Source organism: Rheinheimera sediminis (assembly GCF_004005375.1).
Classification (GTDB): Bacteria; Pseudomonadota; Gammaproteobacteria; order Enterobacterales; family Alteromonadaceae; genus Pararheinheimera.
The window spans coordinates 76713-95933 of sequence record NZ_RZUF01000002.1; the positions used below are offsets into that span (position 1 = coordinate 76713).

Annotated in this window: 15 protein-coding genes; 12 read left to right on the forward strand and 3 right to left on the reverse strand. The window is 46.9% G+C overall.

Translation table 11 applies throughout. The annotated features are described in order from the left end of the window. Positions 1 to 15: 15 nt before the first annotated feature. Complete coding sequence (gene yghU, locus EMM73_RS01470; RefSeq protein ID WP_127684689.1) at positions 16 to 849, reverse strand: glutathione-dependent disulfide-bond oxidoreductase; 834 nt, start codon at positions 847 to 849, stop codon at positions 16 to 18. Between the two features lie 180 nt (positions 850 to 1029). Here yghU and EMM73_RS01475 point away from each other — a divergent pair, with 180 nt between their 5' ends. From EMM73_RS01475 to EMM73_RS01490, 4 genes are all read left to right on the forward strand, one after another. After that, the gene (locus EMM73_RS01475) at positions 1030 to 1476 is read left to right on the forward strand and encodes an outer membrane lipoprotein (protein ID WP_127684690.1); all 447 of its coding nucleotides are present in this window, start codon (positions 1030 to 1032) and stop codon (positions 1474 to 1476) included. Positions 1477 to 1542: 66 nt separating this feature from the next. Beyond that, entirely contained in the window at positions 1543 to 2826 is a 1284-nt protein-coding gene (locus EMM73_RS01480) for a leucine-rich repeat-containing protein kinase family protein (protein WP_127684691.1), read from the forward strand. Positions 2827 to 2894: 68 nt separating this feature from the next. Further along, positions 2895 to 3305: a response regulator gene (locus tag EMM73_RS01485; RefSeq protein WP_127684692.1), complete on the forward strand. Its 411-nt coding sequence runs from the start codon at positions 2895 to 2897 to the stop codon at positions 3303 to 3305. Between the two features lie 292 nt (positions 3306 to 3597). Next, positions 3598 to 3807: a cold-shock protein gene (locus EMM73_RS01490; protein WP_008897616.1), complete on the forward strand. Its 210-nt coding sequence runs from the start codon at positions 3598 to 3600 to the stop codon at positions 3805 to 3807. 329 nt (positions 3808 to 4136) lie between these two features. Here the strand turns inward: EMM73_RS01490 and EMM73_RS01495 are convergent, their stop codons facing one another. Then, positions 4137 to 4781 (reverse strand): hypothetical protein, encoded by a 645-nt coding sequence (locus tag EMM73_RS01495; protein WP_127684693.1) that lies wholly within the window; start codon positions 4779 to 4781, stop codon positions 4137 to 4139. A gap of 180 nt (positions 4782 to 4961) precedes the next feature. Here EMM73_RS01495 and EMM73_RS01500 point away from each other — a divergent pair, with 180 nt between their 5' ends. Continuing rightward, on the forward strand, positions 4962 to 6275 hold the full coding sequence (locus tag EMM73_RS01500; RefSeq protein WP_127684694.1) for an ABC1 kinase family protein: 1314 nt from the start codon (positions 4962 to 4964) through the stop codon (positions 6273 to 6275). Here the strand turns inward: EMM73_RS01500 and EMM73_RS01505 are convergent. Next, on the reverse strand, positions 6223 to 8814 hold the full coding sequence (locus EMM73_RS01505; protein ID WP_127684695.1) for an EAL domain-containing protein: 2592 nt from the start codon (positions 8812 to 8814) through the stop codon (positions 6223 to 6225). The genes EMM73_RS01500 and EMM73_RS01505 overlap by 53 nt on opposite strands. Positions 8815 to 9139: 325 nt before the next feature. Between EMM73_RS01505 and EMM73_RS01510 the strand changes: the two genes are divergently transcribed. The 7 genes from EMM73_RS01510 to EMM73_RS01540 all read left to right on the forward strand — a co-directional run bounded on the left by EMM73_RS01510 (position 9140) and on the right by EMM73_RS01540 (position 19213). Continuing rightward, positions 9140 to 11788 (forward strand): TonB-dependent receptor, encoded by a 2649-nt coding sequence (locus EMM73_RS01510; RefSeq protein WP_127684696.1) that lies wholly within the window; start codon positions 9140 to 9142, stop codon positions 11786 to 11788. Between the two features lie 78 nt (positions 11789 to 11866). Beyond that, positions 11867 to 12574 carry an SDR family NAD(P)-dependent oxidoreductase gene (locus EMM73_RS01515; protein WP_127684697.1) on the forward strand — a complete coding sequence of 236 codons (708 nt, stop codon included), beginning with the start codon at positions 11867 to 11869 and terminating at the stop codon, positions 12572 to 12574. Between the two features lie 41 nt (positions 12575 to 12615). After that, complete coding sequence (locus EMM73_RS01520; protein WP_127684698.1) at positions 12616 to 14985, forward strand: glycoside hydrolase family 2 protein; 2370 nt, start codon at positions 12616 to 12618, stop codon at positions 14983 to 14985. A 4-nt stretch (positions 14986 to 14989) separates the two neighbouring features. Continuing rightward, positions 14990 to 16006, forward strand: a complete 1017-nt coding sequence (gene galE / locus EMM73_RS01525; RefSeq protein WP_127684699.1) for a UDP-glucose 4-epimerase GalE — start codon at positions 14990 to 14992, stop codon at positions 16004 to 16006. 20 nt (positions 16007 to 16026) lie between these two features. Continuing rightward, positions 16027 to 17097: a UDP-glucose--hexose-1-phosphate uridylyltransferase gene (locus EMM73_RS01530; protein ID WP_127684700.1), complete on the forward strand. Its 1071-nt coding sequence runs from the start codon at positions 16027 to 16029 to the stop codon at positions 17095 to 17097. Positions 17098 to 17102: 5 nt separating this feature from the next. Continuing rightward, a complete protein-coding gene (galK, locus tag EMM73_RS01535) occupies positions 17103 to 18257 on the forward strand; it encodes a galactokinase (RefSeq protein WP_127684701.1) in 1155 nt (384 codons plus the stop codon). Then, positions 18254 to 19213: an aldose epimerase family protein gene (locus tag EMM73_RS01540; protein ID WP_127684702.1), complete on the forward strand. Its 960-nt coding sequence runs from the start codon at positions 18254 to 18256 to the stop codon at positions 19211 to 19213. Before galK ends, EMM73_RS01540 begins: the two co-directional genes overlap by 4 nt. Positions 19214 to 19221 lie beyond the last annotated feature (8 nt).

Below are 19221 nucleotides of genomic sequence, written 5' to 3' on the forward strand. Positions count from 1 at the left end.
TCAAAATCCGCAGCGCTATTTATTAAAATCAGCAGCGCTATGACGCTCCGGCACTTGCTCTTGAGCTTCACCCCAGTTGCGATTGACCTTGATACCACGTTGTACCGCAGGACGAGCGTCTATCTGCTTAGCCCAGCGCTGCAGATTTGAATAACTTTGCACATCTAAAAATTCAGCCGCATTGTACAAACGGCCTAAAACCAAAGCACCGTACCAGGGCCAAATGGCGATATCGGCAATACTGTATTCATCGCCAGCAACAAAAGCCTGTTTAGCCAGCTGTTGGTCGAGCACGTCGAGCTGACGTTTGGTTTCCATCGCATACCTGTTGATGGGGTATTGATATTTTTCCGGTGCATAGGCATAAAAATGACCAAAACCGCCGCCAACAAAAGGCGCGCTGCCCATTTGCCAGAACAGCCAATTCATCACTTCTGTGCGTTTGGCCGGATCTTTTGGCAAAAAAGCGCCAAATTTCTCAGCCAGATACAACAAGATTGAACCAGATTCAAAGACACGGCTGCCTGTGCTGCGATCAAATAAAGCCGGAATTTTGCTGTTCGGATTCACCTCGATAAAACCGCTGCCAAACTGGTCACCGTCTCTAATGCTGATCAGCCAGGCATCATAGTCTGCCGCTGAATGGCCGGCCTCAAGCAACTCTTCCAGCATCACTGTCACTTTAACCCCATTGGGTGTAGCCATAGAATACAGCTGCAGGTCATGCTCGCCTGTGGGGAGAGATTTGTCATGAGTAGCGCCAGAAACAGGTCTGTTGATACTGGCAAATGCGCCACCGTTTTGACTGTCCCAGGTCCAGACTTTCGGTGGGGTGTAGGTGTGACTCATAGCATCTCCTGTAGGGCAATGATCAATGAAACAGTTCAGGTTGAAGTTTGGATATTGGTTTACTCTTGCTGTATTACAAGGGTTCTGGATGCTGTTTTACTGCTGTTGTGTGTTCTGGCAGACAGATCTGCTGCACTCTAAGGTTCAAACTAACTATCTTTCTGTTTGGTTGGATTTTCCATGAAACCTTTCACACTTATTGTGTCGTCTTTGACCTTGGCTATGCTGAGCCTGAGCCCTTTAACCGGTTGTAGTTCGCCGCGTCAAAGTGTCCAACAAAGCGTTGAGCCTGCTGAGCAAATTGGCAGCGTTCGAACCATTGAAATTATTGCGTTGGACAACAGAAGCACTGGTGGGGGAGCTGTGCTGGGTGCTGTATTAGGTGGTGTTATTGGTAATCAATTTGGTAGTGGTTCAGGCCGGAGCATAGCAACAGGAGTTGGAGTGGTAGGTGGTGCTATGGCCGGTAATCAGGTTGAGAAAAATAATAAAACGGCAGAGGAAATTTATCGTGTGACTGTAGATTATGATAACGGCCGCACTCAACTCTTTGATTATCAGCAGATTGGCGATTTACGCCCTGGTGATCGAGTACGGGTTTCAGGTTCACAAATCTATCAGCTGTAAAGGTCAGAACTTGTTGCATCAAGGCTGCATCTGTACAATCCGGCTTTTTCAGCAGGTTGGGATCAGATGTTTAGCCTTGAAACTTTAGCGCAAACTACAGCGCCATTAAGCCGTATCAATCTCTCTGCTGGCCTGAGTGAATTTCCGGCTGATTTATACCGTTTTTCCGACAGTCTGGAAATTCTGGATTTATCCGGCAATCAACTGTCGGACTTACCTGCGGATTTGCACCGTTTTCAAAAGTTAAAGCGTCTGTTTTTAACCAGTAATAACTTCAGTCATATTCCTGCCGTATTAAGCCTGTGCCCTGCTTTGGTGATGGTGAGTTTTAAAGGCAATCAGCTAACAGAGTTTGCTGAAGGTTCTCTGCCTGAACAGCTGGAATGGTTAATTCTGACAGACAATCAGCTGACACAACTACCGAATGACTTCGGTCGTTATACCAAGCTACGTAAAGTAGCTATGGCTGGCAACCAGTTGTCTTGCTTACCTGATTCAATGCAGCAGTGCCATGATTTGGGTTTATTACGATTATCGCTGAATCAGTTTGAAACTTTTCCCGACTGGTTATTTCAGCTGCCAAAGCTGGCTTGGCTGGCGCTGGGTGCTAATCCTGCTTGTCCTGTGCCTGAAGCTCAAGCTGTTGCTGCCCATAGCGTGCAGCAGTATCAACTCTTGCATAAATTAGGCGAAGGCGCGTCCGGAGTGATTTATCAGGCGCGGTTTGAGCAAGACGCTGAACTGGTGGCTTTAAAGCAATTTAAAGGCTGGGTGACCAGTGATGGCTGTCCCAAAGATGAGATGAATAATTATCTGAATGCTGGTTCGCATCCAAATCTGATTGCTGTGAAAGCTAAGCTCAAAGATAGTGATTTACCTGGCTTAGTGATGGAACTGATACCCGCTTCTTTTTCAGTGTTAGGGCAACCCCCTTCTTTTGAGACCTGCACTCGCGATACTTTTACCCAAGGCCAAAATCTAAGGCTGCAGCAACTGCAGAAGTTAGCGCAACAGGTTTTGGCTGTAATGGCGCATTTGCATCAGCAGCAGATAGCTCATGGGGATTTATATGCTCACAATATGTTGGTGGATAGTGAACAGCGGCTGTACCTGGGCGATTTTGGCGCTGCAACTGCCTTACAGGCTTTGCCGCTGAAGCAGCGACAGCTGTTTTGTGCGTTGGAAGTCAGGGCATTTGGCTATTGGTTACTGGATATGCAGACTTTGTTACCTGCCTCAGAGTCGGCGGAGTTTAATCAAAGATGGGGAGCTTTGCTGACATCATGTCTAGACTCCAATCCGGGCCGCCGTCCCGGATTGGCGCAGCTTGAGACTGAGTTTGCATGCTAAAGCCGAAGTTGTCACTGGATCATTGGATAAGTTCTGGCTACAGTGTAAGGCCGTAAAAGATTTTCGGTTTGAGTAACAAGGAAGAGGTTGAAATCGAAGCTATGGCGTTTAATTTATTGATAGTAGACGACAGTCAGGTGTGTTTAATGCTGACCAAAGGGTATGTGCAGTCCTTCAAACCTGACTGGAACTGTTCGATTGCAAATAACGCTGAGGACGCTATTGCGTTGATTGAACAGCATAACTTTGATGCTTACTCGCTAGACTACAGCCTGCCCGGCCGCAACGGTCTTGAGCTGGCGCGATGGATCCGTAGCCGTGATCAAGAGTGTTTTATTGGTTTGTTAACGTCCAATATTATGAATTATGTAGAGGATCAGGCAGTCAGTGACAAGATTAATTACTACCGAAAACCAGCCACTGCAGATGTGATAAAGCTATTTGTCAGTGATATAGAACGTTATACGCTTTGTACTTGAAGCCACAGTTTTGTTGACCCTTCCTGCTTTTAAGGCAAAGGTGTCGGCTCGGTGTAACTTCAATTACTTACGTATATAAAAGAGCTTATTTTAATAACGTTGTGAAATAAGCTTTGACACAGCCCTGAAAACCTATACACTGGCCTTGCTTTGTTAGTCTGTTCATTATTTATGCACCACAACGAATGTTACTGTTGTTTTAGTACGTCCTGTATTCATAAGTTAAAACATCTCTTACAGCACCACCGCCTGAAACCAGGCATATTAATTTCATTAAATACAGGTATATACCATGTCTAATACAACTACCGGCACAGTAAAATGGTTCAACGAAACTAAAGGTTTCGGTTTCATCGAACAAGCTTCAGGTCCAGACGTTTTCGCTCACTTCAGCGAAATTTCTAGCACGGGTTTCAAAACTCTGCAAGAAGGCCAACGTGTACAGTTCACTGTAACACAAGGTCAAAAAGGCCCACAGGCTGAGAAAATCGTTGTTCTGTAATTTTTAATTACAGTTACCGGGGTTAACAGATTTAATCTGATTCTACCGGTCACAACACAAAAAAAGGCAACTGCAAAGCAGCTGCCTTTTTTTATGTCTATGGAAGGACGGTATGCCGCAACTGCCGGGAGCATTGTTGCGGCGATGTCTATGGAAGGACGGTATGTGGCAATGGCCGGGAGCATTGTTGCGGCGATGTCTATGGAAGGACGGTATGTGGCAATGGCCGGGAGCATTGTTGCGGCGATGTCTATGGAAGGACGGTATGCGGCAATGGCCGGGAGCATTGTTGCGGCGATTTTTTAGAACGCCTGACTCAGTATCGAGCGCTACTCCTGCAGTGCATAGACCTTGGGTAAATAAATTTCCTCACCAGCTTTATGTTTAATTTCTGCGAAATCAAAAAAATTCTGGATAGTGACGCCAAATACTTTTTGCGTATTAAACTGGGGCACTAAAAGTTCAACAAACTCTTCGGCTATATTATGGGCGCAGCGGATCAGCTGCAAATCAGCTTCATCGCCATGCTCGAAATACATTTTTATAAAGCTGTGTAAACCTGCGATACGAAATACAGTTTTCATCGAATTGGGGCGCCAGAACTTAAAATCCATTTGCGGATGATTCGCCAGTTCAAAATCAAATTCTCTTGGCCCTTTCCACGGTAGGCAGTGGATTTCAAATCCATGAGGGGTAAACACTTTGTACACAGACAAACGAGGTTTGTTTGGACAAATGATTTGCCCTGCCGCATCTTCAGAGCCGCCGAGGAACTTCAGGTTCCAGTTGCGCTGATTGGTCAGAATATCGAGTGAGTTATCAAAACCGTATTTCAGCATGCCTTCGGCCATGCCTAAAGAGGTGGCTACCGCATGATAAAAAGCTGGTACATTGCCAAAGGTCAGTTTTAATTTAAGACGGTTAATTTCTCTGAGCCTGTGCTCAATTTTTTCTGTTTCTGGTTTGCTGTCCATATCTACTTCTTTTCCTGCTCCTCGCCCCGGCCAAACACACTGGGCATTGGCAAAGTATGCCGAAAAGAAGTCTAACTGCCAATGGTTAAACGACTAATAGAGAGGAAGTATAGTTTAAGTTTGGGCTGCATGCTGTTTCGATCCGTACACTAACAACACTACTTTATTTTTTGGAATCTTATGACAAACAAATCAGCGAAGTTGCCCAGCCAGCCACTGGCCCGCTTGGGAGGCCTTGCAGCTTTGGCTGGGCGTGTCGCGGGCTCAGTGTTATTTAATGGCGCAAAACAGCTGGTGCAGGGACAGAGTCCCAAAGCCAAAGATTTATTGCTGACTCCGGCCAATCTTCAGCGGGTCAGCGATAAGCTGGCTCAGTTGCGAGGGGCAGCCATGAAGGTAGGGCAACTGCTGTCTATGGACGCCGGAGATATGTTGCCTGCCGAGTTAACCGAACTATTGGCCAGATTGCGCTCTAACGCAAATCCTATGCTGCCAAAAGAGCTTGCGCTGGTATTACGTTCTGAGTTAGGCGAACAATGGCAGCAACACTTTTCGCAATTTACTTTTGCTCCTTTGGCTGCGGCTTCTATTGGGCAGGTTCATCTGGCTCATCATGACGATGGCAGCAAGCTGGCGGTAAAAGTACAGTATCCCGGCGTAGCGCAAAGCATAGACAGCGATGTGGATAATGTAGCTATGCTGTTAAAACTAAGTGGGTTGTTACCTGAAGGGTTGGATTATCAATCTGTATTAAATGAAGCAAAACTACAGTTGCATCAGGAAGCTGACTATCTGAAGGAAGCTGCTTATTTACAGCGTTATCGCCAGCTGTTAGCCGACGATGGCAACTATGTGTTGCCAGAATTATACCCACAGCTTTGCACTTCAAAACTGATGACTATGAGCTTTGTTGAAGGGGTGCCTATTGAATCTTTGCAGCAGCATTCCCAGCTACTGCGTGATCAGGCGATGACGCAACTTTTCGCATTGTTATTTAGAGAGATTTTTGAGTTTAAATTAGTCCAGACCGATCCTAACTTTGCCAATTATCTTTATCAGCCACAGACCTCACAACTGGTGCTGCTGGACTTTGGTGCATGCAGAGATTACCCCGAGGTCATAAGTCGGGGCTACCGTCAGTTACTGTCATCAGCTATTGCCAATGATCTTGTGGGGATGGAAGAGTCAATGCGCCAGATTGGTTTTTTTAGCCAGGATATTTTACCAGAGCAAAAACAGGCCGTACTGGCTTTGGTTCAACTGATCTCTGAACCTGTACAGTCAGACATCCCTTATGCTTTTGGCCAAACAGATTTAGCTCAACGAGTGCGGCAGGCCGGTACAGCATTGAGTTTGCGCCAAAATTACTGGCATACACCCCCTATAGCCGCGGTATTTTTACACCGGAAGATGGCCGGCCTGTATCTGCTGGCTGCTCGGCTTAAAGCGAATGTGAATGTTCGGCAACTACTGAATCCTTATTTGAGTGCATAGAATAGTCTGTTGCTTTTTCCAGTAAAACCCGGGTTGCTGCCGGATCTTGCGCTTTGCCAAACCAGTAGCCCTGACCATACTGGCAACCCGCAGCCAGTAAAAACTCTTTTTGCGCCTGGGTTTCAATTCCTTCTGCGATCAGATCCAGGCCCAATGCATTGGCCATGGCAATAATGGCGCTGGTGATCTGTTTGTCGCTGCCATTTTCTGGTAAAGCTTTGATAAAACTCCGATCAATTTTCAGACTATGGATAGGTAAGTGCCTCAGATAAGATAAAGAGGAATAGCCAGTGCCGAAGTCGTCAATGGCCAATCTGATACCCAAATGTCGTAATTGTTGCAGTGTATGCCGGGTTTGATTTTCGCGCTCTGGGAGCAGGCAACTTTCGGTAATTTCAAGCTCTAGCAGTTTGGGGTCGACTGCTGTTTCTGCCAGGATTTGTCTGAATTGTGCGACAAATAAGGGGTCTGCTAACTCTTTTGCTGAAATATTTACCGCCACAGGCACAGCTAATTCCGCCCAGGACTGTAATTGGTAGCAGACCTGTCGCAGCACTTGCTGGCCCAGTTGCTGAATCAGACCTAAGGTTTCCGCCAGAGCAATAAAATGCTCTGGTGGCACTTGACCCAGTTCTTTGTCGTACCAGCGCACTAAGGCTTCCAGACTCTGTAATTGTCCTGTGCGTAAATCTACCTTCGGCTGGTAATGCACTTCTAACTGCTGTTGCGCCAAAGCTTTTCGCAAGGCTTGTTCCAGCCGCAATGCTTGATGGTGACGTTGGCCTACGCAGCTGCTGTAAAGGCTATATTTATTTCGGCCTGATTCTTTTGCCTGATACATAGCTGCATCAGCAAACTTCAGGAGTTCACTGGCTGTGTTGCCATGCTGAGGATAAATACTGATCCCGACACTGGTGGTTAATACCAGCTCTTTGTGCTGAATGTGGAAAGGTAGTTCAAATTGCGCCACTATGCGCTGGGCCAGCTTTTCGATTTCTGCAACTCCGTTGCATTCGGGCACCAGTACAGTAAATTCGTCTCCGCCCAAACGGGCGACAGATTCACCCGAGCGGCTGGCTTTTTGTAGTCGCATTGCGACCTGTCTTAAAGCTTCATCACCGGCTTGATGACCCAGGGTATCATTGATCCGTTTGAATAAATCCAGATCGAGGAAAAGCACAGCTAACTGATGATGGTGACGTTTGGCATTGGCCAAAGCTTGTTCCAGTCTGTCCTGATACAAACGCCTGTTGGCAAGCCCCGTTAACTCGTCGAAATAAGCCAGCTCGTGAATTTTTTTCTCACGTTTTTTACGTTCTGTAATATCAGAAAAAATTGCAGCATATTGGTTGATAGCGCCATTTTCTCCGCGGACGGCACTGATCGATAGCCACTCAGGATAAATCTCGCCATTTTTACGTTTATTCCAGATTTCACCTTGCCAGTAGCCTTGCTGCTGCAGCCGCTGCCACATCTGCTGGTAAAAATCCTGCTTATGTTCTCCTGAACTTAGCAGGCTGGGTTTCTGACCAACGGCCTCTTCAGCACTGTAACCTGTCAGCTTACAAAAACTAGGGTTGACGGATTGAATGAGCCCCTGTGCATCGGTAATCATCACTGCGTCGTGAGATGCTTCTATCACTTTGTAAGCTAATCGCAGACTGCTTTCTGAAGATCGCAGCGCTTTGTCTCTGGCTAGCAAAGCAGCTTTGAGCTCACTGATATACAAATGTTCCATATTCATCAGTATGTGGTTGTGAGACAACAAACCCGCAGGCTTTCCATGGGGATCGGTGACACCCAAATGACGAAAACCATGCTGGCGCAACAGGCGCACCGCCTGCAGTAAGCTGCTGTGCAAAGGAAGGGTTAGTAAAGGTCGTGTTGCAACTTCAGCCAGCATACAAAGGGTACGGTTAGTGGCAATAAAGTGGACTAAATCTCGTTCCGTTACTATGCCGTATTCTGAGTTTTTGGTCTGATCCAGTTCAAACTTGACGATAGCGGCGTCTCTTTGAGTTTGCTGCATCAGCAACGCTGCTTGCGCTACGGTCAGCTCAGCCTGCAATAACAAGGGCAGTTCCACCAGAATGGAGCTGATATCCCTTAGTATCAAATAATGCTCCAGCGGCTGCTGATGAATAAGGTCCGTTTGTGTCACTATACCAATAGCCTGGCCTGCGGCGTCTGTGACTAATAAACGTCTGATCTGTTGTTGTTTCATCAATGCGGCTGCATCACTGGTACTGCACTGTTCAGGCACAGAAAGTACCGGACGGCTCATGACTGCAGATACTGCTTGCTGTAGTACTCTGTTGTCTGACAGATCCAGTTTTTTGCAGTCCGATTCAGTCCAGATTCCGATGATCGCTGAGTTCTGTTTAATCAGAATACAGCTGATATTGTGTTGCTGCATCAGTTGAGCGGCCTGTTGCACGCTCGTCTGTGGGTTGCAGCTTATCAGATGCTTCTGCAGCACCATAGCCACAGTCTGACCTGATGATAAAGGCGTAAAAGCAGCACTAAGAGGTGAATTCATGTTCAGGACAGTTCCTTGGTCAGCAACAGAGTCCGCTATGCTAAAGCTTGTCTTTGCTTTGGATCTTGATCTGGAACAACAGCAATCCGCTATTGCTGGTTTCAAGCTCGGCACACAACAAATACCCCTCGCATTTTAAGAAATCGATTACCTTATTATATTTTCAATCAAATCAATTGCTTATTGTTTGTTCGTTAATGTTTTAAGAAAAACATTTGGTAAACGTTTACCTTGAGTGTTATAACTGTGCTGTGCACTGCTGAACTTGTTTAAAAATCAGCTTGGCGCATAAAAAAATAACAATTGATTCCGACAGGGGTAGGAAATGACAGGCAAATTCAACTTGACCGTTGTAGCTTTAGCTATGACGCAAATTTTTGCTATGCAGCATGCACAAGCGCAAAGCGAACAAACCGCAGCAGAGGCGAACAAGGCTAAGGCTGAACAGCAGATCGAAACCATTGAAGTGAAAGGTTTTGGTGCCACGCTGAGCAAGTCGTTAATGCAGAAAAAGTTTTCAGAATCAACGGTAGAAATTATCTCTACTGATGATTTAGGTCAATTACCTGACGTGACTATCGCTGACTCATTGGGCCGTTTGCCCGGTGTAGCGGCAGAGCGTGACCGTGGTAATGCCAGCAGTATTTCTATCCGTGGTTTAGGTGCACGTTTAAACGCTGCCACCATGAATGGCCGTGAAATTGTCAGCGCTGAACCCAGCCGTGATGTACGTTACGAGCAGTTCCCTGCTGAGCTGATTAACTCAGTCGAAGTCTACAAAAGCCCGATGGCCAACAACCTCGAAGGGGGTATTGCTGGTCTGGTCAATATGAATTTCATCAGCCCTCTGGCCAAAGACAAGCGCATGATTAACATCAGCGGCCATCTGATGGATTACCAAATGGCCAGTGATTTACCCGGAGCAGATAGCTCTGGTGAAAAAGCCAGTTTTTCTTATGTTGATCAATGGGCTGAAAACTTTGGTGTGGTATTTGGTTTAACTTACCAGGACCAACCTTCAGTACAAAGAGAAACTGCGTTTTACTCCTATAACAAAACGGCATCCGATCAGGGTGATGTCAACGGTGACGGTATTACTGAAGCTGCGCCATGGGGTGGTAAAGCAGGTACTAAGGTGGGCAATACAGAGCGTGTTGGCAGCCTGATGATCCTCGAATGGGAACCTGCTGATACGGTAAATTTAAAGTACGATTTGTTCTACTCCAAGTTTGATATTGAAGAACGTGAAGACCAGTTTTGGTTTGATGGCTGGGGTAACTGGCAAGGCAGCAATAATTGGGGGTACAACAATTCCGCGACAGCGCCTGATATTGTTACCCGTCCTGATGGCTCACAGCAACTTGTAGGCGGTGGCATTTTATGGGGCGCGCATTCGGCCAATAATGCCACCTGGTTTCAGGAAAACAATCTGTTAAGTACAGGCTTAAAAACCACAGTTATGGGGGATGTCTGGACATCAACTTATGACATTGGCTATTCCGAAGCAGGCATTGAATCTCGTTGGGTGAATATTACTTCTGCCTATTCTGGTCCTACGCCGCTGGATATTAGTTGGAGTAATGCCGGTGGTCGTTTAGCTGTCCAAAGCAATGAAGCGATCGGTAATCCGGACTATTACACCATCTCTGGTATGAACGTGGACACAGATCGTGATCTAACCGACCAAATGGTCAGTGTCAGAGCGGATTTTGAACGTAATGTTGACTGGGGTGTATTTGAAACTTTGGTCTTAGGTGGTCGTTACAGCGATCGTGAAAAAAATAATGATGTACAAAGCTGGTGGCAAGCGCCAGTCAATACTGCACTGACAGATTATGGATACAGTTATGTGTTGGGTGGGGGTTTTGTTTCACCTGATCTCTACGGCTTTAAAGACTGGAATGCCACTATGACCCAGGCTTTTGGTGGTATTGACAACCGTAGTCAACATGCGAAATCCGATCAGGATAGAGTCAATAGCTGGTTTGTGGGTGAGACCAACACAGCGGCTTATTTCATGCTGAAAATGTCCGGTGAATTGGGTGACTTACCATACACAGGTAACTTCGGTGTGCGCTATGTCAGAACAGATTCTACGTCCTCTGGTTATCAGTTTAAGGATGGTGCTTATTCACCTATTGCTGTTGACCATGATTACGACGAGATTTTACCTGCGCTGAATATGATCTTTACCTTAAGTGAAGAGGCTCAAGTGCGTTTTGGTTTGTCTCGCGCTATTTCACGTCCGCCATTGGTTGAAATGCGCACAGGCTTCCAACTGGATTCACAAAGCCCGGTCAGAACAGGCTCAGGTGGTAATCCAACATTGGACCCATTTGTCGCTGATCAAATCGATTTAGGTTATGAGTATTATTGGGCAAGCGACAGAGCTATGACCATCTCTACGTTTTTCAAAGATTTAAAAACTCATATAGGCAGCTCGACAGATGTGATGATGGTGGATGGTATTGCCTATGACTTTACTGGTCCTATCAACGGTAGTGGTGGCCAAATTAAAGGACTGGAACTGATGTATCAACAGGCTCTGACCATGTTGCCAGAACCCTTTGATGGTTTAGGTTTCTACGCCAACTACTCACTGACTGACAGTAATGTCACAGAGTTTGTGCCTGAAGATAATCCATTACCATTGGGTGGCTTGTCTAAGCATGTGGGTAACCTGACCTTGTGGTATTACAAAGCGGGTTTTGATGCCAAGGTGTCTTACAACTACCGCAGTGCCAACACTCGTGTCGGTAGCTGGTTTCCAACAGAGATTACCAGAGCTAAAGCTGAGCGTACTGTAGATGCCAGTCTATCTTATGAAGTGACTGAAGCCTTTAAGGTGATGTTGCAAGCACAAAACCTGACCAATGAAGAGGCTGTGACTTACTTTGATAACGACCCAAGCCGTCCGGCTGCTTATCAGGAATGGGGCCGTCGTTTCCTGTTAGGTTTCTCTTACTCTATGTAAGTGGTTTGTTATTCAGCAAAAAACCCGGCCTTTGGGCCGGGTTTTTTGAAGAAACTCATCTTCACGGAAGCCATACAAATGTCCTTATCTCCCAGCCATATTTTGCTGACAGGCGCTTCATCTGGTATAGGCCGGGCTTTGGCTGTTGCTTTAGCGGCTCAAGGCCATAGCTTGAGTTTATGTGGTCGTGATCCGGCCAAACTAGCTCAAACCATAGCTTTATTGCCACAGGACACAACAGTGTTCAGCCAGCATTTTTCAGTCACAGAAGCTTCCGCCATTGATAAGTTTTGCCAACAGGCGAAGCAGCGGTTTGGTGAAGTCGAAGTGTTGATTAATTGTGCTGGAGGCAATAGCAGTCGTAGTGCAGCGATAGAACCGGATTGGTCTGCGCTAGAGCAGATGATGCAGCTGAACTTTTATGCGCCACTGCGTTTTATCCAGCAATTAGTGCCTGCTATGCAACAGCAAGGCAAAGGCATAGTGCTGAATATACTCTCGACTGTCTGTTTATTTTCCAACCCCGGTATTTCCGCTTACAGCGCCAGCAAAGCTGCGCTGGATAGCTACAGCAAAGTGCTGCGTAAAGAGCTAAACGGCACTGGTGTAAAAGTACTGTCTGTGTATCCGGGTGGGGTGGATACCGAATTTCGTGTTGCCAGCAGACCTGATTATTTGTCTGCTGAAGAAGTGGCTGATGTCATTCTGCTGATGCTGGCAAGCTCTGCCAAAGCTCATATTCACGAGCTGGTCGTCAGGCCTGCCATTGAAACTAATTTTTGCTAAGTCCTGTGCTGTAAAACAGGCATATTAAAAGGAATTCTCCAGTGTTGAAGTACTTAATACAATCTCTGGCTGTATTGGCGTTGCTGCTGCAGTTCGCCTGCAGCCCTGTTGCCGAATCGTCTAAGGATGAGCAGTCACCGAAAGTTGCAGTAGCAACAGAGCAGAATTTAAATGCCGACTGGTTGTTTTACAAAAGTCAGTCTGCAGACTTAACGGCTCAGCCAGAAGACTGGCAGCAGGTGAGTTTACCTCATACGCCACAAATTGAACCTTTGCTGGTGAATAACCAATGGCAGGGGTTTGCCTGGTACCAAAAGTCGCTGACCATAGCGCCAGAGTGGCAAAACAAGCAGCTGTTTATCCGCTTTGAAGCGGCGATGAACCATGCGCAAATATGGTTAGGCGATAAACAGATTGGCGAACATCTGGGCGGTTATTTGCCATTTACTATTGATTTAACGCCTTATGTCACAGCAGGTCAAACTTATCAGCTCAAGGTCAAACTGGATAACAGAGACAACGAAGTGACAGGGCCTAAACCTTTGGCTCAGCTTGATTTTAATACCTACGGTGGTTTATACCGCGATGTACGTTTACTGATTAAAAACCCTGTCCATATCACAGACGAAATGCTGGCGAATGAAGTAGCGGGTGGCGGTATTTTTGTCACTTATCCAAAAGTGGATAAAGCAGAATCTGTAGTTGCGGTAAAAACCCAGTTGGCAAACCAGTCAGCAGCAAGCGCAGAACTCGAACTCGTGCAGCAACTCTTTGTCGGTGAGCAGTTAGTGACAGAAGTCAGCTCAGGCCCTATTCAACTGGCCGCTGGGGCTAAACTGGACCAACAGCAACAGCTCACAATCACCAAGCCCAACTTATGGAGCCCTGCCAGTCCGTTTTTATACAGTTTGCACACAGTACTGAAACAAAATGGTGAGGTGATTGAGCGTCAGCAGCAACAGATAGGTATTCGCAGTTTTGCTTTTAACGACAAGCACCAGTTGCTGATCAATGGCGATATCACCTTTTTACGCGGCGTAAACCGTCATCAGGAATACCCTCATGTAGGTTATGCTATATCGCCTCAGGCCGATTATCGGGATGCGGTAAAAATTAAATCAGCTGGTTTTGATTATGTGCGTTTATCACATTACCCGCATTCCAAAGCCTTTATGCAGGCAGCGGACGAGCTGGGATTGGTGCTGATCAACGCTATTTTAGGTTGGCAATATTATCAGCCGACTGAGGCTTTCCGTGCTCAGATTATTCAGACCTGCCGTGATTTAATTCGTCGTGACCGTAACCATGCCAGTGTCTTGGCCTGGGAATGTTCACTGAATGAATCTGCTATGCCGGATGAATTTGTTGCGACTTTGCATAACACAGTCAAACAAGAGTTGCCGGGCGCTTATTCTGCAGGCTGGCAGTATGGGTACGATATGTATTTGCAAGCACGTCAGCACCGTCAGATGCACTATGAAACTCCAACCCAGCCTTACAATGTGTCTGAATACGGCGACTGGGAATACTATGCACAAAATGCGGGTTTGAATCAGGACAGTTGGGCCGATCTAAAAGAAGAAGCCCGCACCAGTCGTCAGTTATTAAGCCACGGTGAAGCGCGTTTGTTGCAACAAGCCCGCAATGTGCAGGAAGCTCATAACGACAACCTGACGACACCAGCCTACGCCGACGGCTACTGGGTAATGTTTGATTACAACAGAGGCTATGCCAATGATCTGGAAGCGTCGGGTGTGATGAGTATTTACCGTTTGCCTAAATACAGTTACTACTTCTACCAGAGTCAGCGTCCGGCTTCAGAGCACTCAGACAAGTATCAGTCTGGCCCTATGGTCTTTATTGCCAGTGAATGGCAACTGGGTTCGAGCGCTCAAGTGCGTGTTTTTAGTAATGCTGAAGAAGTGGAACTGTATTTAAATGGCGCTTTAGTCAGCCGTAATAAGCCATCGGCAGATAAATTTTCTACCCATTTAGCGCATCCACCTTTTGAGTTTGATTTAAAAGAGTTCAAAGCAGGTCAATTAGTAGCAAAAGCTTATATTGCAGGTAAAGAAGTGGCGACTCATCAGGTGAGCACAGCTGATGTTGCCGCCAGCTTAAAGCTGACCATAGATACCAGTGGTGTGGCGCCTGTGGCCGGTGATTTGGTGTTTGTTTATGCAGAGGTACTGGATAAAAACGGCCAGACTGTGCCTTTAAATAACCAAATCATTGAATTTAACACCAGTGGCGATATTGAAATCATTAACCCTGAACCTGCTTTTACTGAACAAGGCAAAGCTGCTGTTTTAGTGAAATTAGGTGCTGAATTTGATAAAGCTAAGCTTGAAGCCAGTTCAAAAGCGCTGGCTATCCAGAGTGAAGCTTTAGTTTTTAACTTCAAGGAATAACAGTATGCGTATTTTAGTCACGGGCGGCGCTGGTTATATCGGCTCTCATACTTGCCTGGAGTTACTCAATTGTGGCCATCAGGTGGTGGTAGTCGACAATCTGAGCAACAGCAGTGTGGAGGCATTAAAGCGGGTCGAACAACTAACAGGCCAAAGTATCCAGTTCTATCAGGCCGATATCCGTGATGAAACAGCGCTTTCTGCTATTTTTGCTGCTGAGAAAGTTGATGCAGTCATTCACTTTGCCGGTTCCAAAGCTGTCGGTGAATCTGTCGCTAAACCACTGTTTTATTACGAAAATAATGTCAGCGCTTCAGGCTTATTGATGCAGGTGATGCTAAAGCACCAGGTAAAAACCTTGGTGTTCAGCTCTTCTGCCACTGTGTACGGCGAACCAGTTTCCTCACCGATACGGGAAGATTTTGCGGTTCACCCTGAAAGTCCTTATGGCCGTTCTAAGTTGATGGTTGAACAGATCATGTCGGACCTGGTGGTGGCTCAACCTGATTTTAGCGCCATAGTGCTGCGTTACTTTAACCCTGTTGGCGCGCATGAATCTGGCTTGATTGGTGAAGATCCAAACGGTATTCCAAATAACCTGATGCCTTTTATTAATCAGGTGGCTATAGGCCGCCGACCGCATTTATCTGTGTTTGGTGATGATTACGACACGCCAGATGGCACGGGCGTGCGGGACTATATCCATGTTTGTGATTTAGCTTCAGGCCATGTCAAAGCCCTGGAAACTTTGCATCAGAGCGCGGGTTTTCATGTGTTTAACTTAGGCACTGGTCAGGGGGTTTCTGTGCTGGAAATGGTCGACGCTTACCGTCGTATTTCAGGTCAGCTGATTGCCTATCAGGTGACTGAGCGTCGTCCGGGTGATATTGGCTGTTATTACGGTGATCCGTCTTTAGCCGCTGAAAAGCTCAACTGGAAAGCGGAGCGGGGTTTGGATCAAATGGTGGCGGATAGCTGGAATTGGCAGAAATTAAACCCGCAGGGTTATCCGAAGAATTAAGAACAAGGTTGGAGTAGTAGATGTCTGAATTTAATGCAAAAGATCATCCGCACCGCAGATACAACCCCTTAACGGGAGATTGGGTGCTGGTGTCGCCACACAGAGCAAAAAGACCATGGCAGGGGCAGATTGAAACCGCAGCTACTGAGCAAAATCCGTCTTATGATCATAGCTGTTTTTTATGTCCAACCAACAGCCGAATTTCCGGTGACCTGAATCCTGACTATAAAAAGCCTTATGTCTTTACCAATGACTTTGCCGCTTTAACCGCAGATACGCCTTTTTATCAGCGCTCAGACGATGATTTATTTGTATTAAAAGCCGAACGTGGTACCAGCAGAGTGATTTGTTATTCACCTGATCACAGTCTGACCATGCCTGAGCTTAGCGTCGCTGAGATTCAGAATATAGTGGAAGAATGGATCCGTCAGTATCAGGATTTATCCAAAACCTATAACTGGGTGCAGGTGTTTGAAAACAAAGGCGCTATTAACGGTTGTTCCAATCCGCACCCTCATGGTCAGGTCTGGGCCAATAGCACAGTGCCGACCCTACCCGCTAAAGCCGACACAGCACAGCGCGAGTATTTAGCTAAACATGGCAAAAATCTGTTATTAAATTATGCAGAGCTTGAGCAACACAGTGGCGAGCGCACTGTGGTTGAAAACGACCACTGGCTGGTTGTAGTGCCATTCTGGGCCAGCTGGCCATTTGAAACCCTAGTGTTGCCAAAAGCTCATGTACGCCGGATGGAAGACTTAACCCCAGAGCAGCAAGCTGCTTTGGCCGATATTCTGCAGCAAATTACCATTCGCTACGACAATCTGTTCCAGTGTTCTTTCCCATATTCCATGGGCTGGCACAGTGCGCCTTATCATAACGAGGCTGGCGCTGATACTGCAGAAAGCATCGAACACTGGCAATTGCATGGCCATTTTTACCCGCCGCTATTACGTTCTGCCACCATCAAAAAGTTTATGGTGGGCTACGAAATGTTGGCTGAAACCCAACGTGATATGACTCCTGAGCAGGCCGCTGAACGCTTAAAACAGCAAAGCCCTGTGCATTACAAACAGCAGAGCAAGGTTTAAAACAGATGGAATTAGTGCAACAAGTACAACAGGCATTTGCCGAACATTATCAGACTCAGGGCGACTTTGTGTTCAGAGCGCCGGGTCGGGTTAATCTGATTGGTGAACACACCGACTACAACGATGGTTTTGTCTTGCCATGCGCTATTAACTACGACACAGTGGTTGTGGCAACACAGCGCAGCGACAACAAAGTTCGTGTGCTGGCGCTGGATTATCAGCAGCAAGTGGATGAATTTGAACTGACGTTTCCGCTGGATAAACACCCAGAATACCAATGGGCAAACTATGTGCGTGGTGTGGCCAATAGCCTGATGCAAAAAGGCTTTACTCTGGTCGGTTGTGATTTAGCCATCAGCGGCAATGTGCCACAAGGTGTAGGTTTAAGCTCTTCAGCTTCCTTAGAAGTTGCCCTGGGCCTGACCTACAGCACCTTAGCTGGTGTTGAACTCTCCAGCCGTGACAATGCACTCAATGGTCAGCATGCAGAAAACCACTTTGTCGGTTGCAACTGCGGCATCATGGATCAGCTGATTTCTGCGCAAGGTAAAGTTGATCATGCCTTGCTGATCGACTGCCGTAGTTTAGACAGCACCCCTGTCTCAGTGCCGACAGATATGGCCGTGATGATTATTAACTCCAATGTAAAACGGGGCCTGGTCGACAGCGAATACAACACTCGTCGTCGTCAGTGTGAAGAAGCGGCGCGCATTTTCGGCGTCAAAGCCTTACGGGATGTCAGCTGGAGTACCTTTGCGGCTAAGCAGAATGAGTTGGACCCAGTAGTAGCTAAGCGCGCCCGCCATGTGATCACTGAAAATGATCGTACCGAGCTGGCAGCTAAAGCTTTAGCTGAGCACGACATTCAATTGTTAAGCCGTTTAATGGCTGAATCTCACTTGTCGATGAAAAACGATTTTGAAATCACTGTACCTGCCATAGATGCGCTGGTGGAAATGATTGGCAAGGCTCTGGGTGAGACTGGTGGTGTCCGGATGACTGGCGGTGGTTTTGGTGGTTGTGTGGTCGCTTTAGTGCCACAGGCCAGAGTCGATGAGATCCGCGCTTTGGTTGAACGCGACTATCCGGTTCAAACCGGTTTAACCGCAGGTATTTTTGTTTGTACCGCCAGTCAGGGCGCAGAGCAGATTTTTGCATGAACCAGACCCCAATAGTTTTAACGAAAGGCACTGGCCTGGATGTGGAGTTGTTGCCTTTTGGGGCGACAATCCGCTCTATTCGCTTGTATGGCCAGGAAATGACGCTGAATTATCCGCAACTGGCAGATTATCAAACAGATCAGTTCTATCTGGGCGCTACCGCAGGCCGTGTTGCCAATCGCATTGCCAATGGCCGTTTTGAACTCAATGGCCAGAGCTATCAGCTCGATTGCAATAATGGTCCCAATCACTTGCATGGGGGCATCACTGGTTTTAATCGCCAGCACTGGCAGGTGCTGAAACAACAGCCTGATTCGGTGCAATTGTATTTGCGCTCTGCCGATGGCGATCAGGGCTATCCTGGCGCTGTGCAGGTCTGGCAGCAGTTGCGGATAATTGACAAACAGCTGGAGCTGACCTTTTTGGCCTTGTCCACGAAAGATACGCTGCTGAATTTAACCAACCACTGTTATTTCAATTTAAACAGCGATGGAAGTTCTATTGAAGATCACCAGTTGCAGCTTACTGCTCAGCATTACTTGCCAACGGATGCCAGCGCAATTCCGACTGGCGAGCGCAGAGGGGTGACTGGGACTGCCTTTGATTTTAGCAAAGCAAAATTAGTCGGGCCTGCACTGCGGCAGAAGGATCCGCAGCTTGCGCTTGCCAGGGGTTTTGACCATTGCTTTATCTGGCAAGGAGCGGAAGCGGCAGAGTTAAAATTGATGGCTGTGTTAAGTTCCAGTCAAAGCGGACGTCAGCTTGAAGTGCTTAGCACTCAGCCTGGCTTACAGCTCTATACCGGGAACTTCCTTACTGCGCCTTTTGCACCACGACAAGGGATCTGTCTGGAAGCTCAAGGCTGGCCTGATGCTATTAATCAACTTGGCTTCCCGAGCACTCAGCTCAAAGCAGGTGAGTTGTATCAGCAACAAATAGTGTATAAATTCAGTTAACTAAAATT